The organism is Marinobacter salexigens (assembly GCF_018860765.1).
In the GTDB taxonomy this organism is placed as follows: domain Bacteria; phylum Pseudomonadota; class Gammaproteobacteria; order Pseudomonadales; family Oleiphilaceae; genus Marinobacter; species Marinobacter salexigens_A.
Map to the genome: position 1 here is coordinate 16,644 of NZ_JAHKPV010000001.1, position 20,391 is coordinate 37,034.

The 20,391-nt window shown below is 53.6% G+C and carries 20 protein-coding genes; 16 read left to right on the forward strand and 4 right to left on the reverse strand.

Translation table 11 applies throughout. The annotated features are described in order from the left end of the window. The first annotated feature begins 30 nt into the window (after positions 1 to 30). The 3 genes from KO508_RS00085 to KO508_RS00095 all read left to right on the forward strand — a co-directional run bounded on the left by KO508_RS00085 (position 31) and on the right by KO508_RS00095 (position 2,416). Positions 31 to 1,608, forward strand: coding sequence for an AAA family ATPase (locus tag KO508_RS00085; RefSeq protein ID WP_216006331.1), 1,578 nt, complete (start codon positions 31 to 33; stop codon positions 1,606 to 1,608). 68 nt (positions 1,609 to 1,676) lie between these two features. Then, positions 1,677 to 2,033, forward strand: coding sequence for a pentapeptide repeat-containing protein (locus KO508_RS00090; RefSeq protein ID WP_216006332.1), 357 nt, complete (start codon positions 1,677 to 1,679; stop codon positions 2,031 to 2,033). Further along, positions 2,030 to 2,416 (forward strand): Rieske (2Fe-2S) protein, encoded by a 387-nt coding sequence (locus KO508_RS00095; RefSeq protein WP_216006333.1) that lies wholly within the window; start codon positions 2,030 to 2,032, stop codon positions 2,414 to 2,416. Before KO508_RS00090 ends, KO508_RS00095 begins: the two co-directional genes overlap by 4 nt. Here the strand turns inward: KO508_RS00095 and sfsA are convergent. Beyond that, positions 2,400 to 3,131, reverse strand: coding sequence for a DNA/RNA nuclease SfsA (sfsA, locus tag KO508_RS00100; RefSeq protein WP_216006334.1), 732 nt, complete (start codon positions 3,129 to 3,131; stop codon positions 2,400 to 2,402). The genes KO508_RS00095 and sfsA overlap by 17 nt on opposite strands. Before the next feature lie 181 nt (positions 3,132 to 3,312). Between sfsA and dksA the strand changes: the two genes are divergently transcribed. The 10 genes from dksA to pgi all read left to right on the forward strand — a co-directional run bounded on the left by dksA (position 3,313) and on the right by pgi (position 15,249). Beyond that, entirely contained in the window at positions 3,313 to 3,753 is a 441-nt protein-coding gene (gene dksA / locus KO508_RS00105; RefSeq protein ID WP_216006335.1) for an RNA polymerase-binding protein DksA, read from the forward strand. 63 nt (positions 3,754 to 3,816) lie between these two features. Further along, positions 3,817 to 4,692 (forward strand): tRNA glutamyl-Q(34) synthetase GluQRS, encoded by an 876-nt coding sequence (gluQRS, locus tag KO508_RS00110; protein ID WP_216006336.1) that lies wholly within the window; start codon positions 3,817 to 3,819, stop codon positions 4,690 to 4,692. 50 nt (positions 4,693 to 4,742) lie between these two features. Continuing rightward, positions 4,743 to 4,919 carry a hypothetical protein gene (locus KO508_RS00115; RefSeq protein WP_216006337.1) on the forward strand — a complete coding sequence of 59 codons (177 nt, stop codon included), beginning with the start codon at positions 4,743 to 4,745 and terminating at the stop codon, positions 4,917 to 4,919. After that, entirely contained in the window at positions 4,909 to 7,872 is a 2,964-nt protein-coding gene (locus tag KO508_RS00120; protein ID WP_252737738.1) for a sensor histidine kinase, read from the forward strand. Before KO508_RS00115 ends, KO508_RS00120 begins: the two co-directional genes overlap by 11 nt. Before the next feature lie 7 nt (positions 7,873 to 7,879). Further along, positions 7,880 to 9,277: a sigma-54-dependent transcriptional regulator gene (locus tag KO508_RS00125; RefSeq protein ID WP_216006338.1), complete on the forward strand. Its 1,398-nt coding sequence runs from the start codon at positions 7,880 to 7,882 to the stop codon at positions 9,275 to 9,277. A 699-nt stretch (positions 9,278 to 9,976) separates the two neighbouring features. After that, entirely contained in the window at positions 9,977 to 11,359 is a 1,383-nt protein-coding gene (pcnB, locus tag KO508_RS00130; RefSeq protein ID WP_436836600.1) for a polynucleotide adenylyltransferase PcnB, read from the forward strand. Continuing rightward, complete coding sequence (gene folK, locus KO508_RS00135) at positions 11,359 to 11,856, forward strand: 2-amino-4-hydroxy-6-hydroxymethyldihydropteridine diphosphokinase (RefSeq protein WP_216006339.1); 498 nt, start codon at positions 11,359 to 11,361, stop codon at positions 11,854 to 11,856. The genes pcnB and folK (KO508_RS00135) overlap by 1 nt, the downstream gene beginning before the upstream one ends. A 59-nt stretch (positions 11,857 to 11,915) precedes the next feature. Continuing rightward, complete coding sequence (panB, locus tag KO508_RS00140) at positions 11,916 to 12,710, forward strand: 3-methyl-2-oxobutanoate hydroxymethyltransferase (protein WP_216006340.1); 795 nt, start codon at positions 11,916 to 11,918, stop codon at positions 12,708 to 12,710. Further along, positions 12,707 to 13,555 (forward strand): pantoate--beta-alanine ligase, encoded by an 849-nt coding sequence (panC, locus tag KO508_RS00145; RefSeq protein ID WP_216006341.1) that lies wholly within the window; start codon positions 12,707 to 12,709, stop codon positions 13,553 to 13,555. Before panB ends, panC begins: the two co-directional genes overlap by 4 nt. Before the next feature lie 32 nt (positions 13,556 to 13,587). Next, on the forward strand, positions 13,588 to 15,249 hold the full coding sequence (pgi, locus tag KO508_RS00150) for a glucose-6-phosphate isomerase (RefSeq protein WP_216006342.1): 1,662 nt from the start codon (positions 13,588 to 13,590) through the stop codon (positions 15,247 to 15,249). Here the strand turns inward: pgi and folK (KO508_RS00155) are convergent. Continuing rightward, a complete protein-coding gene (gene folK, locus KO508_RS00155; RefSeq protein WP_216006343.1) occupies positions 15,232 to 15,756 on the reverse strand; it encodes a 2-amino-4-hydroxy-6-hydroxymethyldihydropteridine diphosphokinase in 525 nt (174 codons plus the stop codon). The genes pgi and folK (KO508_RS00155) overlap by 18 nt on opposite strands. Continuing rightward, entirely contained in the window at positions 15,749 to 16,171 is a 423-nt protein-coding gene (locus KO508_RS00160) for a dihydroneopterin aldolase (protein ID WP_252737740.1), read from the reverse strand. Before KO508_RS00160 ends, folK (KO508_RS00155) begins: the two co-directional genes overlap by 8 nt. Before the next feature lie 96 nt (positions 16,172 to 16,267). Here KO508_RS00160 and plsY point away from each other — a divergent pair, with 96 nt between their 5' ends. After that, positions 16,268 to 16,858, forward strand: a complete 591-nt coding sequence (gene plsY, locus KO508_RS00165) for a glycerol-3-phosphate 1-O-acyltransferase PlsY (protein WP_216006344.1) — start codon at positions 16,268 to 16,270, stop codon at positions 16,856 to 16,858. A 17-nt stretch (positions 16,859 to 16,875) separates the two neighbouring features. On the opposite strand, the gene tsaD is transcribed toward plsY, so the two are convergent. Beyond that, positions 16,876 to 17,934, reverse strand: a complete 1,059-nt coding sequence (gene tsaD / locus KO508_RS00170; protein ID WP_216007268.1) for a tRNA (adenosine(37)-N6)-threonylcarbamoyltransferase complex transferase subunit TsaD — start codon at positions 17,932 to 17,934, stop codon at positions 16,876 to 16,878. 249 nt (positions 17,935 to 18,183) lie between these two features. Between tsaD and rpsU the strand changes: the two genes are divergently transcribed. Then, positions 18,184 to 18,399: a 30S ribosomal protein S21 gene (gene rpsU / locus KO508_RS00175; protein ID WP_072794797.1), complete on the forward strand. Its 216-nt coding sequence runs from the start codon at positions 18,184 to 18,186 to the stop codon at positions 18,397 to 18,399. A gap of 150 nt (positions 18,400 to 18,549) precedes the next feature. Next, positions 18,550 to 20,286 carry a DNA primase gene (dnaG, locus tag KO508_RS00180; protein WP_216006345.1) on the forward strand — a complete coding sequence of 579 codons (1,737 nt, stop codon included), beginning with the start codon at positions 18,550 to 18,552 and terminating at the stop codon, positions 20,284 to 20,286. Positions 20,287 to 20,391: the final 105 nt, after the last annotated feature.

Sequence of the window (20,391 nt, forward strand, 5' to 3'; positions counted from 1 at the left end):
CAATGAGTTCAGGGAAGCGAGGAGCACACCGTGAGTGAAACATCCCCAGGCAGTCTGTTACTGGCATTGCAAAACCCAGCGCTATACCACCATCCTGTGGATGGATTTCAAATTATCGAAACTCATATCTCTCAGGTGATTCTGACGGGGCAGTATGCGTATAAGATCAAAAAACCCATGGATTTCGGGTTTCTTGATTTCTCCACACTGCAGCGCCGCAAACACTTTTGCGAAGAAGAGCTGCGCCTGAACCGTCGTCTGGCGGAGCCGCTTTACCTTGAAGTACTCCCAATAACCGGAACTCCGGAAAAACCGGTCATTGGCGGTGATGGAGAGCCTTTTGAATACATGCTGAAAATGCGCCAGTTCCGCCAGAACCAATTGTTTGACCAGCAGCAGGAATCCGGTGAGTTAAAACCCGAGCTGCTCTCCAGCCTCGCACAACAAGTAGCCCACTTCCACGACAGCTTAGAGCCAATAACAAAGGACAAGCCGCTGGGCACGCCAGACGCCGTATTTGCGGCCATGCAGGAAAATTTTGACCAAATCCGGCCGTTGATCGACGAACCTGCCCTGACCAGCCAGCTCGACAACCTCGAGACCTGGACCCAAACCACTTTCGAGCGCCATAGAGATTTAATTGCACATCGCCGAAATGACGGCTTTGTCCGGGAGTGCCATGGCGACCTGCACTTAGCCAACATTACCGTATACGACGGCAAGGTTACGGTTTTCGACTGCATCGAGTTCAATGAGCCTTTCCGTTGGATTGATGTGATAAACGATCTGGCGTTTTTGTTAATGGATCTGGAGTCTCGAGGTGAGTCAGCTCTAGCGAACCTAGTTCTGAATACGTATCTGGAATACAGGGACGACTTCAACGCTCTCCCTCTGCTACCTTTATACAAGACATACCGGGCACTTGTGCGGGCAAAGATTGCCTTGTTTACCATGGCCAACCCGTCTCTGAGCGCACAAGAAAAAGAAAACCTGATGCAGCATTACCGTGATTATGCCCAGCTAGCCGAAGACTACAGCAGCATACCGAATCGCTACCTGCTGGCCACCGTAGGCCTCTCGGCCAGCGGAAAAACCTGCGTCAGCGCAGCTATGTCTGCAGAGTTGGGTCTTATTCGCCTAAGGTCAGATGTCGAGCGCAAGCGACTGCATGGGCTGACGCCTTTGGCAAACAGCAACTCTACCACCGGAGAAGGCCTATACTCCGCGGAAGCCAACGAGAAAACCTATTTACGGCTAGCGACCTTGGCCAGCGACCTTCTCGCGGCGGGCTTACCCGTTATCGCCGATGCCGCATGCCTGAAAGAAAAAGAGCGCGCGCTGTTTGCCGCCGTTGCAGAAAGCCAAGGCGTTCCTTTTGCTTTGATTCATTGCGAAGCACCTGAAGAGCTGCGCAAAGAATGGGTACGCAATCGCAAAGGCGATGCCTCTGAAGCGACAGAAGAGCTTCTGGATGCACAAAAAGGCTGGTTTGAGCCTCTAACGATCGAAGAAAAGACCCACACGGTTCATCTGCGTAGCGATCAGGAGCACGTAGCTGAAGCGGTGGCAGATCGCATAAGACAGCATTTTGGCCTAGCATCGAAGTAGCCGTTGCAAGTGGATTTCGCAGGCTATACTTCCTCAAGAACCGGTTAAAAATGCCATAAGGAAGAATCATGGAAACCGACGCCGTACGCCATATTAAAGACCCGCTCTACGAAACGCTTCGCAAGGAAGATGTAGCAGCGTTCAATAAGGAAAAGCTATCGCGCACCGACCTGCCGAGCTTTGCCCATGGAGACTTCCGGGGGCTTGATTTGCGTGGGCTAGATGCCAAAGGGCTGGATCTCAGCCATGCTTACTTCCGGGGAGCGGATCTTAGGGGAGTAGACTTCAGCCACACTGACATGGAAGGTGCGAGCATTGCCGGTGCCAAAATCTCTGGGTGCTTTTTCCCCCACAGGCTGGAAGCGGACGAGATTGTAATGTCGCTGAACCACGGTACGCGGATGCGTTATAGCGCAGGTAAATGACAAGCAAGCAAATAAACCCGTGGCAGCCAGTATGCGATAGAGCGGCGTTACAACCGGGCCAGTTCGTGGAGTTCACACTGGCCCAAGCCAAAACCAGCACCCCAAGGACCACTGACACATTGCCACTGACGGGCTTCGTGTTTCTCGACGGCGCCACCCCCAGAGCTTACTTGAACCGTTGCCCCCACATGGGTGTTGAACTGAACTGGAAGCCCGGCTGCTTTATGGATGTCGACAAACTGTTCCTACAGTGCTCCACCCACGGTGCTTTGTTCAAACCCCAGGACGGTGAGTGCATTGCCGGGCCTTGCCAGGGAGACGCTCTCACGGAGCTGGACCTCCGGGAGGTTGGAAGGATTCTGGAAGTTAGATTTCTAGAATAACCGGCACCGGCTCAGTCAGAGTTAACTCTCCAGATGGATTGCCGTCTTCATTGACCAAAGGCGCGCGATAGGCAATCACTTCTACACCGGCATCACACGCCTGACGCAACAGTTGACCGTAATGCTGATCGATATGATCGGCAGGCCGCACAGTTTCAATGCCGGTATGATTTACCACGAAAAACAGCACAGCCCTTTCGCCTAGAGCTACCTGAGCCATGAGTTCACGCAGGTGTTTCTGCCCGCGGGTCGTTACCGCGTCGGGGAAAAAGCCCTGACCGTTTTCCTCAAGAGTTACATTTTTCACTTCTACCCATGCGTCTGGTTCCGACTCATGGCCCGACAGCAGCAAATCGATCCGGCTTTTCTCCTCGCCGTACCTAACTTCTGACCGGCAATGGCTATAACCCCTAAGTTCACTAATGCGGCCCGCTTCAATGGCTTCCCTCGCTTGCGCATTTGGCCTTGCGGTATTTACACACGCCAACACTGCAGGTGCTGTTTCAACAAGCTCCCAGGTATACGCCAATTTTCGTGCAGGGTTATCACTAAGGCTTAACCACACCCGGGCATCCGGTGGCTGGCAACCCAGCATAGAGCCGGTATTCGGGCAATGGGCCGTTACTTCCGTGCCGTCTGACAAGCGAACGTCGGCCAAAAAGCGTTTGTAGCGGCGAATTAAACGCCCTTTTATCAAGGGCTCGGGGAATTTCATAAGCTCTCCAAGTGATAAGTAGGCATCACAGGGCTGGCACCGCTGTGACTAATCTGCTATTTTCCGCAAAATCCCGTTTTAGGACGACTGCTTCATCCAAGTGATAACCGCGCCGCGGCGGGGGCTGGCGCGCAGAGAAGCATAGCGTTCTTGAGAGGTATATAAAAAGAGGCCGGGTCATATGGCAACCACAGCAGACCAATCACGCGAGCGTTTCACCAACTTCACCCCTTACGAAATGAAAAAGGGTGAAGAATACATGAGTGCCGACATGGGCGAGCACTTCAAGAAGCTCCTACTTCAATGGAAGCAAGAGCTCATGGAAGAAGTGGATCGCACCATGCACCACATGCAAGAAGATGCAGCAAACTACGCGGATCCCAGCGACCGCGCAACCCAGGAAGAAGAGTTCAGTCTGGAATTGCGCACCCGCGACCGCGAACGCAAGCTGATCAAGAAAATTGACCAGACCATTGATCGCATCGACAAAGAGGACTACGGTTTTTGCGACCAGTGCGGTGTGGAAATCGGCACCCGTCGCCTTGAGGCGCGTCCGACTGCGACACTGTGCATTGACTGCAAAACCCTTGCCGAAATCCGCGAGCGCCAAACTGGCATTTAAAACGGTACCCCCGAACTGGCCGGCGCAGTCTCTTGTGGCATTGCTGGCCATTCTTTTTTCACCATGACCAAGCTGCTTCAATACCGAGGTCGATTTGCGCCCTCGCCCACAGGCCCTCTGCATTTCGGGTCGCTGGTGACAGCTCTGGCAAGTTACCTCGAAGCCAAGTCCGTTAGTGGGCAATGGTTAGTTCGAATCGAGGATCTTGATCCACTTCGAGAGCCGCCCGAAGCAACTGAGAAAATACTGAGCAGCCTTGACGCCCATGGTCTGTCTTCGGACGAACCCGTACGCTTTCAATCCCATCATCATTCCGACTACCAGACAGCTACGGAGCAACTGCTTAAAGCGTGCAAAGCCTATCGTTGCAGCTGCTCACGCAAGCAACTTCAGGCTCACCAGGGCAGACATCCGCAACACTGTAGAGACGGCGGCAGCGCAACCAAAGATCAGCCGTTCGCTATTCGCTTTGCGCTGAGTGACGAACATTGCCAATGGCAGGACCTTTTGCTTGGGCGGCAGCAGCAGCTCGTGCAAGCCGAAATAGACGATCCCGTAATTTTGCGCAAAGAGGGCTTTTTCGCCTACCAACTCGCAGTGGTAGTGGACGACATGGATCAAGGCATTACCGATGTGGTGAGGGGGTCAGACTTATTGGATATGACTGCACAACAACTACAGATTTACCGCGCCCTGAACGCAACTCCACCGAACTGGCTACATATTCCGGTGATTGTGAATGAGCAAGGGCAGAAGCTATCTAAGCAAAACCATGCCCCGGCGTTGGATAACTGCAAACCGGTGGAAAACCTGTTTGCAGCCTTGAGTGCGCTTAACCAGCAACCACCGCAATCCTTGCTATGCGAATCTGTAGACAATCTTTTAGATTGGAGCCGCACGCATTGGAACCGCCGAGCCGTTCACCTGACATCCCAATGACTGTCGTGGTATAAAGCCTTTCACAATCTTCAGAGCGGATCGCATGCCGGATGTATATCTATCGCCTGGTTTTTTTGCTGGTTCTGGCCATCTACATATTCTCTCCAAATATTCTTGACTGGTGGACGTCTCCAGATAATGTCTGGTACAGCCCCTTCGTGATTTGGGCGGGCCTTATTGCCATCGGCTTCTGGCTTGAATGGCGGCGGGATCCGAATGAGTTTTAGTGCATCTGGCCTACTGATCGCCAGCCTTCTTTATCTAATCCTCCTATTTGGAATTGCCTGGGTCACCGAGCGTGGCGTAATACCCCGCCACTGGGTTCGCCACCCTCTGGTTTATACACTGAGCTTGGGCGTATATGCTGGTATCTGGGCAGTGTATGCAGCCGTCGGGTTGGCGGCGGAATCTGGGTATGGCTTTCTTGCCTATTATTTGGGAATCAGCGGTGCTTTTTTGTTGGCTCCGGTCTTACTGAACCCCATCATGCGGATAGGTCGCGCTTACCAACTCACCTCTCTTGCCGACCTGTTCGCTTATCGTTATCGCAGCCAATGGGCGGGGACACTTGTAACCCTGTGCTCCGGTGGCGCAATCCTGTCGCTGCTTAGCATGCAAATACAAGCGGTATCCACCTCCGCCAGCATTCTTGCTCCAGATACCTCGCCCCACCTGATCAGCGTGATGTTCAGCCTAATTGTTGTTCTCTTTGCCATGTTGTTTGGTGCAAGTCGCAACCGCGAGGTAGAAAACCACCCCGGGCTTGTATTGGCTATTGCTTTTGACTCAGTGATAAAACTAGTCGCTTTGCTGGTCATTGGCGGTGTGGTGCTTTTTAGTGTTTTCGACGGCATGAATGGACTCGAAACCTGGCTGGCCGGCAACACAACACCAGCAACCACCATGTCCTTGAGCATCGACGATGGCAGTTGGCGTGCGCTGATGCTCATGTCATTTGCCGGGGCGCTCGTTCTGCCACATATGTACCACATGACATTCGCAGAAAACCCCTCGCCAAAAGCCTTGGCTAAAGCTAGCTGGGGTCTGCCGTTGTACCTTTTGCTACTTGGTATTCCTGTACCACTCATTCTATGGGGAGGACAGGAACTGGCGGTTGCCACCGGACCAAATTTTTACACACTGGGCATAGCGCAAGCACTCGAAAGCCCGGCTCTCACACTGTTCATGTACATCGCAGGGCTATCAGCCGCAAGCGGCCTCATGACAGTAAGCACTCTGGCTTTGGCTGGCATGGTACTCAACCATGTGGTTCTTCCCTTGAGAACCCCAAAGGATCAAGGCGATATCTACCGTTGGCTGCAGTGGGTCAAACGCTTACTGATCGCAGCAATCATCTTTTTAGCCTTGCTGTTCCATGAAACACTTGGAAAGAATCTGGACCTGTCAATTCTCGGAGCCATATCCCTAGCCGGAACTCTGCAACTGCTGCCCGGCGCACTGGGTGTTATATACTGGCCCGAAGGCAATAGGCGCGGGCTGATTGCCGGGCTAATTACCGGGCTGGCTATCTGGCTGATCACTCTGGTTTTGCCGTTTTCCCACACGGCCAACTTGCTAGGCTGGCTGAACGCACCAATAGTTCCGGATTACAGCAACTGGCACATATTCACGTTTGTCAGCCTGAGCGCAAACGTAACCGTGTTTGCCCTGATCTCAATTCTGAGCACCAGCACTAACGAAGAAACCAGCGCGGCGCAGGCTTGCTCTATGGGCGCCCTATCCCGCCCGCAGCGCCGCGAACTGTTGGCAGGCTCATCGGTGGACTTTGCACGCCAACTAGCCGAACCGCTCGGCCACGATGTTGCCAAGCGTGAAGTTGAGCGCGCACTAGAACAGCTTAAATTACCCAATGTGGAATACCGCCCTTATCAACTGCGGCGTCTACGCGATCAGGTTGAGGTCAACCTGTCCGGATTACTTGGTCCTTCGGTTGCCCGAGACATGGTAAAGCGCCATCTAGGCTTCAAACCAATGGCGCGGGGCGGCACCGCTCAAGATATACGTTATGTGGAGCGAACATTAGGTGATTACCAAAACCGGCTCACAGGGCTTGCAGGAGAGTTGGACAACCTACGAAGACACTACCGGCAAACACTTCAAAACCTGCCCATCCCCGCTTGCTCCGTAGGCGAAGACGGCGAGATCTTGATGTGGAACCAAGCCATTGAAGAGTTGACCGGCATCACCGCAGACGACGTTGTTGGCGCCCGACTCATGGCCCTACCTGACCACTGGCACCATTTGCTGGACGATTTCAACAGCGGCAAAGACCTGCACCGCTATAAGCACCGTCTGGACCTACGAGGCCGGCCACATTGGTTGAATTTGCACAAAGCCGCATTAAGCGGCCCCGACCACCCTGAAGGCGGCAGTGTCATTCTGGTAGAAGATCAAACCGAAACACGGCTATTGGAAGACGAGTTGATGCACAGTGAGCGGCTGGCCTCGGTAGGGCGTCTGGCTGCAGGCGTTGCCCATGAAATCGGCAACCCCGTTACGGGCATCTCCTCGTTGGCGCAGAACCTTAAACTAGAGACAAAGAACCCCGATATTCTGGAAACCGCCAGTCAGATCCAACAGCAAACACGCCGCATATCAACCATCCTCCAATCGCTGATGAACTTTGCACGTACAGGCAACCACGCGCAAGCCAATCGGTACGAGCCCGTGAGCATCCGCCGCTGCGTAGATGAATCCAGCAACCTTCTGTCTCTAAGTAATGAAGGAATGGGCATCCATTACATTAACGATTGCCCTAACACACTTCAGATTTTGGGTGACGAGCAAAGGCTTGTGCAGGTTTTCGTGAACCTGTTGGCCAACGCCCGTGATGCCTCACCGGAAGGTGGATCCATACGGGTGGCTGGTAAGAAAGATGGCTACTCAGCTATCATCGAGGTCATTGACGAGGGCTCTGGCATACCCGCAGATCAGCTTGATCACGTATTCGAGCCCTTCTACACCACCAAGGCATCCAATAAAGGAACGGGCCTTGGATTGTCATTGGTATATAGCATTATCGAAGAGCATTACGGAAACATTCAGATTGAAAGCCCTGCCGACCCCCAAACCGGTTTAGGCACCTGCGTACGATTGAAATTGCCAGCTTACGAGCCGGAGACAGACACCTCCGCAATCCGCCCGAACGAAAGGTTCTAAGACTGCTATGCCCCGTATTTTGATCGTGGAAGATGAAGATATTATTCGCTCCGCCGTTCGCAAACTGCTGTTACATGCAGGCTACGACGTTGAAGACGTCGGCTCGGTGGAGGAGGCCGAGCAAAACCACGATCCCGACCAGTTTGACCTGATTATTTCAGACCTTCGCCTACCCGGCGCCGCTGGCACGGAACTGATCAACCGGGCACCGAACACGCCTGTTTTAATCATGACCAGCTATGCCAGCCTACGCTCAGCGGTAGATTCCATGAAATTGGGGGCGGTGGAGTATATTGCCAAGCCTTTTGACCACGATGAGATGCTAGCTGCCGTGGAGGGTATTCTCGCGCGCACAATGTCCCCGACGCAGGACCGTCAGACAGACAATCCGGCGGCATCGGAAAACGGTGACCCAGCCAGTATTATGTACGGTCAGTGCGAGCCCATGCAGCGTGTATTCACACTCATTCGAAAGGTAGCACCGACAGAGACAACGGTACTGGTGCAAGGGGAGTCTGGCACAGGTAAAGAACTGGTTGCCCGCGCGCTGCACCTACTGAGCCCGCGCGCTGCCAAACCACTGATCTCGGTAAACTGCGCAGCTATTCCCGAAAGCCTCATTGAATCCGAACTGTTTGGCCATGAAAAAGGCGCCTTCACCGGTGCAGTCTCCGCAAGGACCGGGCTGATCGAAGCCGCCGACGGCGGAAGCCTGTTTCTGGATGAGATTGGCGAACTCCCGGCAGAGGCCCAAGCCCGTTTATTGCGCGTTCTTCAGGAAAGCGAAATTCGCAAAGTGGGCTCAACCCAGAGCCGAAAAGTAAATGTTCGCATGATCGCAGCCACCCACCGCAACCTAAAAGCCATGACTCGCACCGGCGAGTTCCGAGAAGATCTTTACTACCGGCTTAACGTAATGCAAATACGAATTCCTCCCTTGCGGGAACGCCAGAGCGATGTTCTGGGGCTTGCTAGGCGCTTTCTTACCGCCCAAGGCAACAAGGTCGGCAGACCCAACCTAAACCTTAGCCCCGAAGCCATGCGGGCGCTTGAACGGCACCGCTGGCCGGGTAATGTGAGAGAGCTAGAGAACGCCATCGAACGCGCCAGTATCCTCTGCGATGGTGACATCATAACGCCGTCCTTGCTGGACCTCGATAGTGAGGGAGGAGAGGAATATATCCCTGAAACCTTGGTAGCGGGAAACAACGAACAGGTCCATACGCGAGACGCAGACGGCACTAATGATCTTTCTCTGGAGGACTATTTCCAGCACTTCGTGCTAGAGAATCAGGATCGCATGAGTGAAACCGAGCTGGCTCAAAAGCTGGGCATTAGCCGAAAATCCCTTTGGGAGCGCCGGCAGCGTCTCGGCATCCCCCGCAAAAAAACATCGGGAAACTGACCGGTCGCAAGAAATCACCCATGGAATCACTCGCGCAAAATATGAACGCGCAGTCAGATGTTACCGCCTGTTCCCGCCGGTAACACTTTGCGAGAAAATAAGGTGTTTCGGGTAACACTTATATGAAGTACGGAGTAACACTTACACGCAGAAAAAACATAACCCACTGTTAATAAAGCATATTCAAAAACTGGCACGCCAACTGCAAACTCTATAGCGCACAACAACAAAAACAAGAGTGACAAAGCAGCGCCTAAACAAAAACAAAAAGCTGCAGGAAGACGTTCAGTAACAAAAACAAAAATAGAGCGCGAACGAACTGAGTGTTTTGGGTACTTTGCTTTTTTGGTAGTCCCTTGGCGTGTACGAGTTGTAGAGATGCAAAGAAGAATCACCCTTGAGGTGGCGCAGCACCTACGAATGACTTGTTCGATGTCTTTGACTGCTCATTGTGTTCAAAGCTTTCCGTTTGTACTACTGAAAAGCTCCCATTTTGGGGTTAAACGGTGGGGTAAAAAAATTAAGAAGAATCCCGGCAAAAAATAAAAATAATGCAGATCGTCAATGTTTTGAGGGCGGATTCGCGTAGGCGGATCCGCCTTTTGATTATGTGGGGTATGCAGATTCCAAGGCAAACGTGTGCAAATCCTGCTCAAACCGTTAAACTCTCGGTTTTGCTCAACGCAACCACGGATTTCAATGCCAAAAACACTTTCCTCCATTTTCGAGCACTCCGTCGACAAGCTCCGCTCCTTCATGCCCGGTAACGGCAAGAAAAAAGCTCGGGTCTACCAGCGACGGGAAGTTCCCAGAGACCAGCACAACGTCTCGCGCTCTGTCATAAGCGAGCCAGCCAAAAAGGTGCTCAGCCGGCTCAACAACGCCGGTTTCGAGGCGTACCTTGTAGGCGGCGGCGTACGCGACATCCTGCTGGGAAAGCGGCCCAAAGATTTTGACATAGCCACCAACGCCACCCCGGAAGAAGTGCACGACCTGTTCCGTAACTCACGCTTAATCGGTCGGCGCTTTCGAATCGTTCATGTTGTCTTCGGGCGTGAAGTCATCGAAGTAACCACCTTCCGTGGCAATGCGGCGGATGCCGACAACGACAACACCGACGATGATCGCAAAACCAGCGAGCACGGCTTGTTATTGCGAGACAATGTTTACGGCAACCAAGAAGAAGATGCATTACGCCGAGACTTCACAGTCAATGCGTTGTATTACTGTATCCGGGACTTCACCGTCGTCGACTTTGCCAACGGCATAGAAGATCTCAACAACCAACAACTACGCCTAATCGGCGACCCAGAGACCCGCTACCGGGAAGATCCGGTACGCATGCTTCGCGCCATCCGCTTTGCAGCCAAGCTTGGCTTTGATATAGAACCGGAGACCGAAGCCCCTATTCGGGAGCTGTCGCAGTTACTGACCCACATTCCACCGGCGCGGCTGTTTGAAGAGGTTCTCAAGCTGTTTTCTGCTGGGCACGGCGAAGCAACCTACAATCTACTAACCCATTACAATTTGCTGGCCCCGCTATTCCCGGAAACTGTCAGAGCTATCGAGGCTGGTGAGTCGGATGAGTTAATCCGCCAAGCCTTGCGCAACACCGACACCCGTATCGCTCAAGGTAAGTCCGTTACCCCCTATTTCTTATTTGCAGCCATGCTTTGGCCCGCTCTACAAAAAGAGTGGCGCCAGCGCCAAGATAACGGCGATCCGGTACAGCCAGCCCTGCACGGTGCCATTGGCAAGGTTATTGGCAGGCAAGTACAGGCAACGTCTATACCCAAACGCTTCTCTGGCCCCATGAAGGAAATTTGGGAGCTCCAGATGCGCCTGCCCCGCCGCCAAGGCAAGCGAGCCTTTGTCACTATGAGCCACCCAAGATTTCGTGCCGCGTACGACTTCTTGCTGGTTCGGGAAGACTGCGGTGAAATCGAACCCGGCCTTGGCCAGTGGTGGACACAATTCCAGCGCCTAGACGAACGCGGACAAGAGCGCATGCTTTCAGAACTCAGCAGCGACGCACCAAAAAAGCGGCGACGCCGCAAACCAGTTAAGCGGCCAGCGCCCTAATGAAAACGGATGCCTTTATAGGTCTGGGCAGCAACCTGAAAGCGCCCGCGGCCCAACTGGCACGCGCTGTGGCGGAATTGGCTGCACTACCAACAACGACACTGGTCGCACAGTCGCCGTTTTACACCAGCAGCCCTGTAGGCCCGCAGAACCAACCAGATTTTGTGAATGGGGCGGCATGGATTTCTACAGAGCTGGCGCCTCACGCCCTGCTAGACCAGCTTCAGGCCATCGAACAGGCGCATGGGCGGGAGCGGCTTCAACACTGGGGGCCGCGCACTCTTGACCTTGATCTGCTGATATTCGGCAATCATGAGTTAGACGACGAGCGGCTTACCGTTCCCCATCGAGAGCTCCATAATAGAGACTTTGCTCTTCAGCCATTATTAGATCTGAAACCTGATCTAACACTGCCGGATGGCACGAAAATCGTCACCCTAAGGGCACAATGCCCTGACAACCGGTTGCGCAAGCTTCCACCTCCGGATTACCCTTAGCAACTGAACGCCGGACATCCCGGCACGGTCTTGGCCCCTACCCAAAAGGCAAGGATTTTATGGCTGTTACCATCAATACCCTGCGGGAATACAAGGAGAAAGGCGAAGCCTTCTCCGCCCTAACCTCTTATGATGCCACCTTTGCTCAGGTAGTCAGCGAAGCGGGGGTAGATGTTATTCTGATTGGCGACTCGCTGGGCATGGTGCTTCAGGGCCACGACAGCACCTTACCCGTCACCATGGATCAGGTCGTGTACCACGTCAGCTGCGTTGCCAAAGGCAATCGTGGCTCACTCATTATGGCCGACATGCCCTTCATGAGTTATGGCAGCGTAGATGCCGCACTGGAGAACGCCGCAGAACTGATGCGTGCAGGCGCGCACATGGTCAAGTTAGAAGGCACAGACTGGATGAAAGACACCATCAGTGCTCTAACGGAACGCGCTGTACCCGTATGTGCACATCTGGGCCTGACCCCTCAGTTCGTCAATAAGTTTGGGGGCTACAAGGTTCAGGGTCGCGATGAAAAATCGGCAGAACTGATGATCAATCATGCCTGTGAGTTGGTTGCGGCGGGCGCAGACATCATCTTACTAGAATGCGTACCAGCGCCGCTGGCAGCCAGAATCACCCAAGCGGTGAAGGTTCCGGTTATCGGAATTGGCGCAGGCGCAGATACCGACGGTCAGATTCTGGTACTACACGATATGCTAGGCATCACCACCGGCCGCAAGCCACGGTTCGTAAAAAACTTTTTGGCAGAGACAAACTCCATTCCGGAGGCCATCGCCGCCTACGCAAAAGCCGTAAGTGAGCGCACTTTCCCCGCCGAGGAGCATACGTTCAAGGCATGAGAACCGTCCATTCGCTAAAAGAGTTGCGCGCCATACTCCGCGGTTACCGCCAGCAGGAGAAAACCATTGGTTTGGTGCCCACTATGGGCAACCTACATGAGGGGCACATTTCACTGGTTCGCAAAGCGGCTGAAGCAGCCGACATTGTGGTTACAAGTATCTTCGTAAACCCAATGCAATTTGGCGCCAATGAGGATCTGGATACCTACCCGCGCACACTGCTTAATGACCAAAACAAACTTGGCGAAGCGGGAAATACGCTGGTATTTGCCCCTTCGGCCGAAGAAGTTTACCCGGATGGCCTTGCGCGCCACACCCGCGTAGTCGTACCGGAAGTCAGTGCCGGACATTGCGGAGACAGCCGCCCAGGGCATTTTGAAGGTGTTGCAACGGTTGTTTCTGTTCTATTCAACATGATTCAGCCGGAGTTTGCGGTGTTCGGCGAAAAAGACTTCCAGCAACTGGCCGTGATTCGCAAAATGGTGCGCGACCTAATGATTCCAGTTGAGGTTATTGGTGCAGCAACCGTTCGGGAGGACGATGGCTTAGCTAAAAGCTCGCGGAACGGCTACCTATCCGAAGAAGAGCGCGCAATCGCTCCAGTGATTTACCAAACTCTTCAAGCCACCGCTGCGAAAATTACCGATGGCCACAGCGACTTCCAAGTTCTGGCCAAAGAAGCTGGCGAAAGCCTGATTGCAGCGGGACTGCGTCTGGATTACTTCAATATAGCCAACAGTAACACCTTGAAACCTGCCAAACCCGATGACAGCGATATCACCCTGCTGGCTGCGGCATTCCTTGGTAGCACTCGGCTCATTGATAACATCTCAGTCACCCGCTGAAGCATTACGACTCATCAGGAAAGGACTCGCGGATGCCCTCGTCGCACTCAGGATTGACCGCTTCACCCGAATGGCAGGCTTTACTGGCTCACCGGGATAGCCTGCAAAACCGTCCCATGAAGGCGCTATTTGCAGACGATCCGGAAAGGGCCAACCGGTATTTTATCAATGGTGCGGGCCTGTCTCTGGATTTCTCCAGAAACCGACTTACCGACGAAGTGCTCACAGCTCTGATGGATCTCGCTCGCAGCCGCAAGCTGGAAGACCGCAGAGCAGCCCTATTGCGCGGTGACAAGGTGAACATTACCGAAGGCCGCCCCGCCCTACATACTGCCCTTCGCAACCCCGGAACAGACACCCTAGTGGTCGACGGCCAAAACGTGACGGCGGAAGTAAGTGCGACGCTGGCGAGTATGGAAGCCTTTGTTGAGGACGTGCTGAGCCAGTCACGTACGGGGTTTACCGGAAAAGCATTTTCGGACGTCGTTAGCATTGGCATCGGTGGCTCGTTTCTCGGCCCAAAGCTGGTAACGGAAGCTCTCCACCCTTACCGGGAATCCGGGCTACGCTGCCACTACGTGGCCAATATTGACGGTACGGAAATCAGCGAAACTCTGGCAAAAATAGATCCTGAAACCACACTCTTTCTGGTTCAATCCAAATCTTTTAGCACGCGCGAGACGCTAGAAAACAGTAAGGTCGCCCGAAAGTGGTTTATAGAGCATGGTGGTAATGATCAGGCTGTAGCCAGTCATTTTATGGCTGTAACAGCGAACAAGGCTGCGGCACAGAAATTTGGCATCGACCCCAGCAACGTATTTCCAATGTGGGATTGGGTAGGTGGGCGCTATTCTCTTTGGTCTGCTATCGGGCTACCTGTGGCACTGACCATTGGCATGGATAACTTTCGGCGACTGCTCGCCGGTGCCCACGCTATGGACACCCACTTCTGTGATGCACCGCTGGAAAAGAACCTGCCCGTTGTCATGGCTATGCTCGGCATTTGGTACAGCAATTTTTGGGGAGCCGAAACACACGCCATACTGCCTTACGACCACTACCTCCGTAACCTGCCGGACCACTTGCAACAACTGGATATGGAAAGCAGCGGTAAGCGCGTGGATCAGCAGGGTAAGCCATTGACATATCACTCAGGGCCCGTGATTTGGGGCGGAGTAGGCGCTAACGGTCAACACGCCTATCACCAACTTATCCATCAAGGAACGCGACTGGTTCCAGCCGATTTCATCATACCGTTGCAAACCCACAACCCCGTTGCCACACATCACGCTGACTTATTTGCCAACTGTTTGGGCCAGTCCCGCGCAATGATGATTGGCAAAACACTTGAGGAAGCCAAAGCAGAACTGGCAAGCAGCGGCATGACAGATGCAGACATAAACCGTTTGGCGCCACACAAGGTGATACCCGGCAACCAGCCCAGCAACACTCTAATGATGAGGAAGGTAACGCCGGAAGCCGTGGGGGCCTTGATTGCACTGTACGAACACCGCACCTATGTTCAGGGCGTCATTTGGGATCTGGATTCGTTCGACCAATGGGGAGTTGAACTGGGTAAAAAACTGGGCGAAAACATTCTGCCAAGATTGTTGAAGCCTAAAGATTCAGGCGAAACAAGTGACAGCGCTACTGACAACCTGATTGCGCTTTTCCGCTCAGCAAACGGCCTCTGAAATCACCCTGCCCTGCCAACTAAAGTTTACCGGCCAGAGCTTCTGGTCGGTATTGTACATCTGCCAGAGTTCAAGGTAAGTCTTTCGGCAAACCGGATGCTTAACGTCCGGAGCAACATCCGCCAAAGGCCTCAACACAAACGCGTTTTTTAGAATTTCACCTCTGGGCAACTCCACTCCGTCCAATCTGCCTACCGCTTCTCCATAGGTGAGAATATCGAGATCCAGCGTTCTAGCGCTGAATTTTGGCGCCTCTTTCCGACGGCCATTCTCGACTTCTAACAGTTTAAAGTGCTGTGAAAGCTCGCCTACAGACAGGCTAGTCTTTACTCCCACAACCAGATTTAGAAACGGTGAGCCATTAAACCCTACGGCTTCACTCTCGTACACTGGCGAGATATCCAATTCACCAAACCAACCTGCCAGTGCGTCCAGCGCTGCGACCACATATCGCTCTCTATCAATATTGCTGCCAATGCTGATATAAACCGGAACTTGATCAGGCATTATCAGGCTCTCCTTTCAAAGCAGTCCTTTCGATGCAAACACCCACAGACCGGGCGGCGGGCACGGCCCCGGGTTTACGCAGTACCAATCGAAGCCATCCAACACCAAATTCACGCTGCAAAACACCCGCCAGAACCTCTGCACCATGTTCTAGCAGCTTCGGCTTGAGTTCCTTCAGGCAGCGATCAACGCGCTCGCTGACCGATGCATAATCGAGCGCATCTTTTACATCATCAGAGGCTCCCGGAATACGGTTATCCCACGCCATCTCCAAGTCCACGACGAGCGACTGGGTTACTTCACGCTCCCAGTCGTATACACCCACTACGGTCTCTACGACCAAGCCTTCGATCAATACGCTGTCTGCCAAGAAGGGCTCCCGGGGCATTTCCACGCTCTGCTGATTGAATAACATACAAACTGCGGCTACTGTAAACGCGCCAGCTCGCAAATTGAGGGCGGGCATTTTCGCACACATCACCCTGACACGTCTTCGTCTCTGAGACTGCAAATGCCCCTGAGTGATCCGGTAACAATAGTTTTGCTGTGCGCAGTGGCCTACCTTGGCGGCTCGGTGTTGTTTGCACTGCCAATCTGCAAACTTTGGGGGCTACCAGATCCCCGTGCACTAGGTTCGGGAAACCCTGGTGCCACCAACGTATACCGCAGCGGCGGCTGGCGCCCAGCTGCGATGACTCTGGCCTTGGACGCCGCAAAAGGCTGGCTGCCAGTTTGGTTCGCATACAACGCCGGGCTATCGGCTTTGGCGCAAGCTATGGTGGCACTATTTGCTGTCACCGGGCATATGATCCCAGCCTTCTACCGATTCAAGGGCGGCAAAGGGGTCGCAACCGCTTTGGGAGCTGGCCTTGCTCTAGCCCCGATTACCACAGCGGTCATGGCCGCCATCTGGTTATTGATATTATGGCGCTGGCGCATCTCTGCGCTGGCCTCAGTAATAACTGTTGTGAGCGGACCAGTGATCAGCGCATTCATCGAACCAGAAAACCTTCCTTTATTCGGCCTACTCGCGCTTTTGGTGGTTGTGCGCCACCGCAACAATCTCATCCGGCTGGCCCAAGGGCGGGAAATCGGCCTCTAGCGCCCCAGTTGGCCAATTCAGTCAACAAGCCCTGTTGAGCGAGCTTCATCTAGTGCTGGCAACGTATTCATCGGCCACCTAGGTACAGCCACAATTCGCTCTCCATCACGCTGCCCCGCTTTTAAGCGCTGGGCACCCGCATAGGCGATCATTGCCCCGTTATCGGTACAGAATTCAGGACGCGCGTAGAATACATGGGCACGCAACTTTACAGCCATCTTTTCCAAGCTTGCCCGCAACCGCTTGTTGGCGCTCACCCCCCCAGCAATCACAAGCCGGTCACAGCGTGTTTGCTCTAGAGCCCTCCGACACTTGATCACCAGAGTCTCGACGGCCGCGGTCTCAAACGCCAGAGCAATATCGGCGCGGACCTGATCGCTCAAACCCTCCACAGATTTTTTTTCCGCATTGACCGTATTAAGAGTGAAGGTTTTAAGACCACTGAAGCTGAAGTCCAAACCCGGCCGATCCGTCATCGGCCTAGGAAAACGGTAACGGCCAGCAGTACCTTTTTCAGCCAACGCAGCCACCCGAGGGCCGCCGGGGTAGTCTAAACCCAACATTTTGGCGGTTTTATCGAAGGCTTCGCCTGCTGCGTCATCTACAGACTCACCAAGCATTTGATATTGCCCAATGCCATCCACCCGCACTAATTGGGTATGCCCCCCCGAAACGAGCAGAGCAACAAACGGAAAAGCTGGCGGATTATCTTCCAGCATGGGTGCCAGCAAGTGACCTTCCATGTGATGCACCCCTAGTACCGGTATGCCTAAGGCAAACCCCAGCGCGTGGGCAACCGAGCCTCCCACCATAAGCGCCCCAATCAAGCCAGGCCCGGCGGTGTAGGCAATGCCATCAATGTCTTCTCGGGTGAGTTTGGCCTCGGTTAACACCTGATCACACAAGGGCAAGAGTTTACGAACATGATCGCGGGATGCCAGCTCGGGCACAACTCCGCCGTAGTCGGCATGCATGTCGATCTGGCTGAACAGCGCATGGCTAAGCAGGCCCTTTTCGGTGTCGTAAAGCGCGACGCCGGTTTCATCACAGGAAGTCTCAATACCCAGAATCAGCATATAATCTGGCCACATCGGTTGGCGTTAATGGATAAACGGGGCGCATTTTAGCAGAAACCCGAAACTCACAGGCAGTTTCATCGAACAAACATTGACCTTGCCACGACCCAAGCGCTATCATTGCCGCCCTAAATTACGAACTGGTCGAGTTTTAGCCAATCTGACCAGTGATCGAGAGAATCGAGCCAGTCTGGCAACGCCAGATGCGCATCTAAATGAAACCGAATCTATCAGGTAGGTGATTGTCGAATGCCAGCTGTTAAAGTGAAAGAGAATGAACCGTTTGACGTAGCACTGCGTCGCTTCAAGCGTTCTTGCGAGAAAGCCGGTGTACTTTCAGAAGTACGTCGTCGTGAGCACTACGAAAAGCCGACTTCCGTTCGCAAGCGTAAAGCAGCCGCTGCCGTTAAGCGTCATCTCAAGAAGCTTCAGCGGGAACAGCGCAAGTTCGAGCGTCTGTACTGAGTTACCGCAGACGCCGCTTGACTGCAAAGCACTGATTGCCTGTACAGCCACAGGCTGCACAGAGCGACCAAAAAATGCCGCCGGGGCCTGGCTTCGGCGGCATTTTTGGCTATTGGCCTCTGTGTGTAACGGGCCTGAGGTGGAGCCATTATGAGCGGACTGATCCCCCAACGCTTTGTTGAAGACCTGCTCGATCGGGTAGATCTGGCAGAGCTGATCGGCTCGCGCATTACACTAAAAAAGGCCGGCGCCAACTATAAGGCATGCTGTCCGTTTCATGATGAAAAAACGCCGTCATTCAATGTAAGGCCAGACAAGGGCTTTTATCATTGTTTCGGATGTGGCGCCCACGGCGACGCCATCAGTTTTATACGTGAATTCGAAGGTCTGGGCTTTACCGATGCCGTTGAAGAACTGGCGCGCAGAGCCGGGCTTGAAGTGCCCTATGATCAGGCCGCCAAGCAGGAAATCCAGCAGGCACGAACGCTAACCGACGCGCTGGACTTTGCCAGCCGCTTTTACCATTCAGCGCTTCACGGCCCGCAAGGCAGCTTCGCACGCGATTACTTAAAGCAGCGCGGATTAGACAACAGCATTATTCAGCAGTATCAGGTGGGTTATGCACCAACTGCGGGAACCGCACTGTTTGATGCTGCAAACAAAGATCTGCAGGGACCGCTGATCGAAACCGGCACAGTGTCTGACAAGTACGGCAGACCGCGAGACCTTTTTCGTAACCGGGTCATGTTTCCCATCCGCAACAGTCGGGGCAAGACCATCGCCTTTGGCGGAAGGACGCTCGGCGACGACAAAGCAAAATACATCAACTCACCCGAGTCGGATGTGTTTCACAAAAGCCGGGAAATATACGGCCTGTTCGAAGCGAAACAGGCACTTAAGCAGCTCGACAAGCTGCTTGTGGTAGAAGGCTACATGGATGTGATTGCTCTAGCCCAGCATGGCATCCATTACGCCGTTGCGACTTTGGGCACAGCAACAAATCAGGATAGCCTCACTGCTTTATTGAGGCAGGTTCGGCATATTATTTTTTGCTTTGATGGCGATCAGGCCGGATTCAGGGCCGCCGACCGAGCTCTGGATAACGCTCTGGAACTTATGGCAGACGGGCTGCACTTGCAGTTTTTGATGCTACCGGAAGGTGAAGACCCAGACACATTGATACGCAAAGAAGGGGCAGAAGCTTTTCAGAAGCGCATCGAGGGCGCAACCCCCTTCTCTCGGTACTTGTTTGACCGTCAAAGCGAAGGTCTGGATCTGCAACTGCCGGAGAACCGGGGTGAACTGAGAGCCAGAGCTGAACCGCTTTTAAATAAAATGCCCAGAAGCACCCTCCGGGATGCTATGTGGCATGAAATGCTCCGCCTTTGCGGGGGCCGAAACCAATGGCAAGGCCGGAAGCAACAGCCACGGGGAAACTGGAAAGGTGAACGCAAGGATCGCGTTACGGAAGAACGCATTGACGTAAAACTGAGCAAAGACAGCATTTTGTGCCTTGCGCTGCTTGAATCACCGGATCTGGCCAGTGAAGTCACAGAGCTTGCCAGCGGCTCCCGGCAGTACAATCAGGCCAAGGCCTTTGCCAAGTTTATTCTGGAGCGGGAAATCCGTTACCGGAAATCACTTATAACTGTGTTGGCGCTGGACAGCCAGGCACGTGAAGGGTTCTACCATCTATTCGACGGTATAGAGCACATACCGTCACGGGAAAGCACTCTGGCCGCAGCTCGAGAGCTGCTAAACCCGAACGAGGAAGCCGCAAGACAGCAAAAGCTGGCTACACTTTTACGCAACTTCGCAAACCTTACCGCCGAGGAACGGCAAGAGCTGCGAGAGCTGAGCGGGGGAACTCCCGAGAACAGCACTTGAAACTTGGCGCATTGATCACCATCTAACCATTCGGTGGCAGTGCATTAGAGCGACAGCTATAATGGCTGTTTCATTTTTTTATTTAAGCGAGTTCACAGGGTGTCT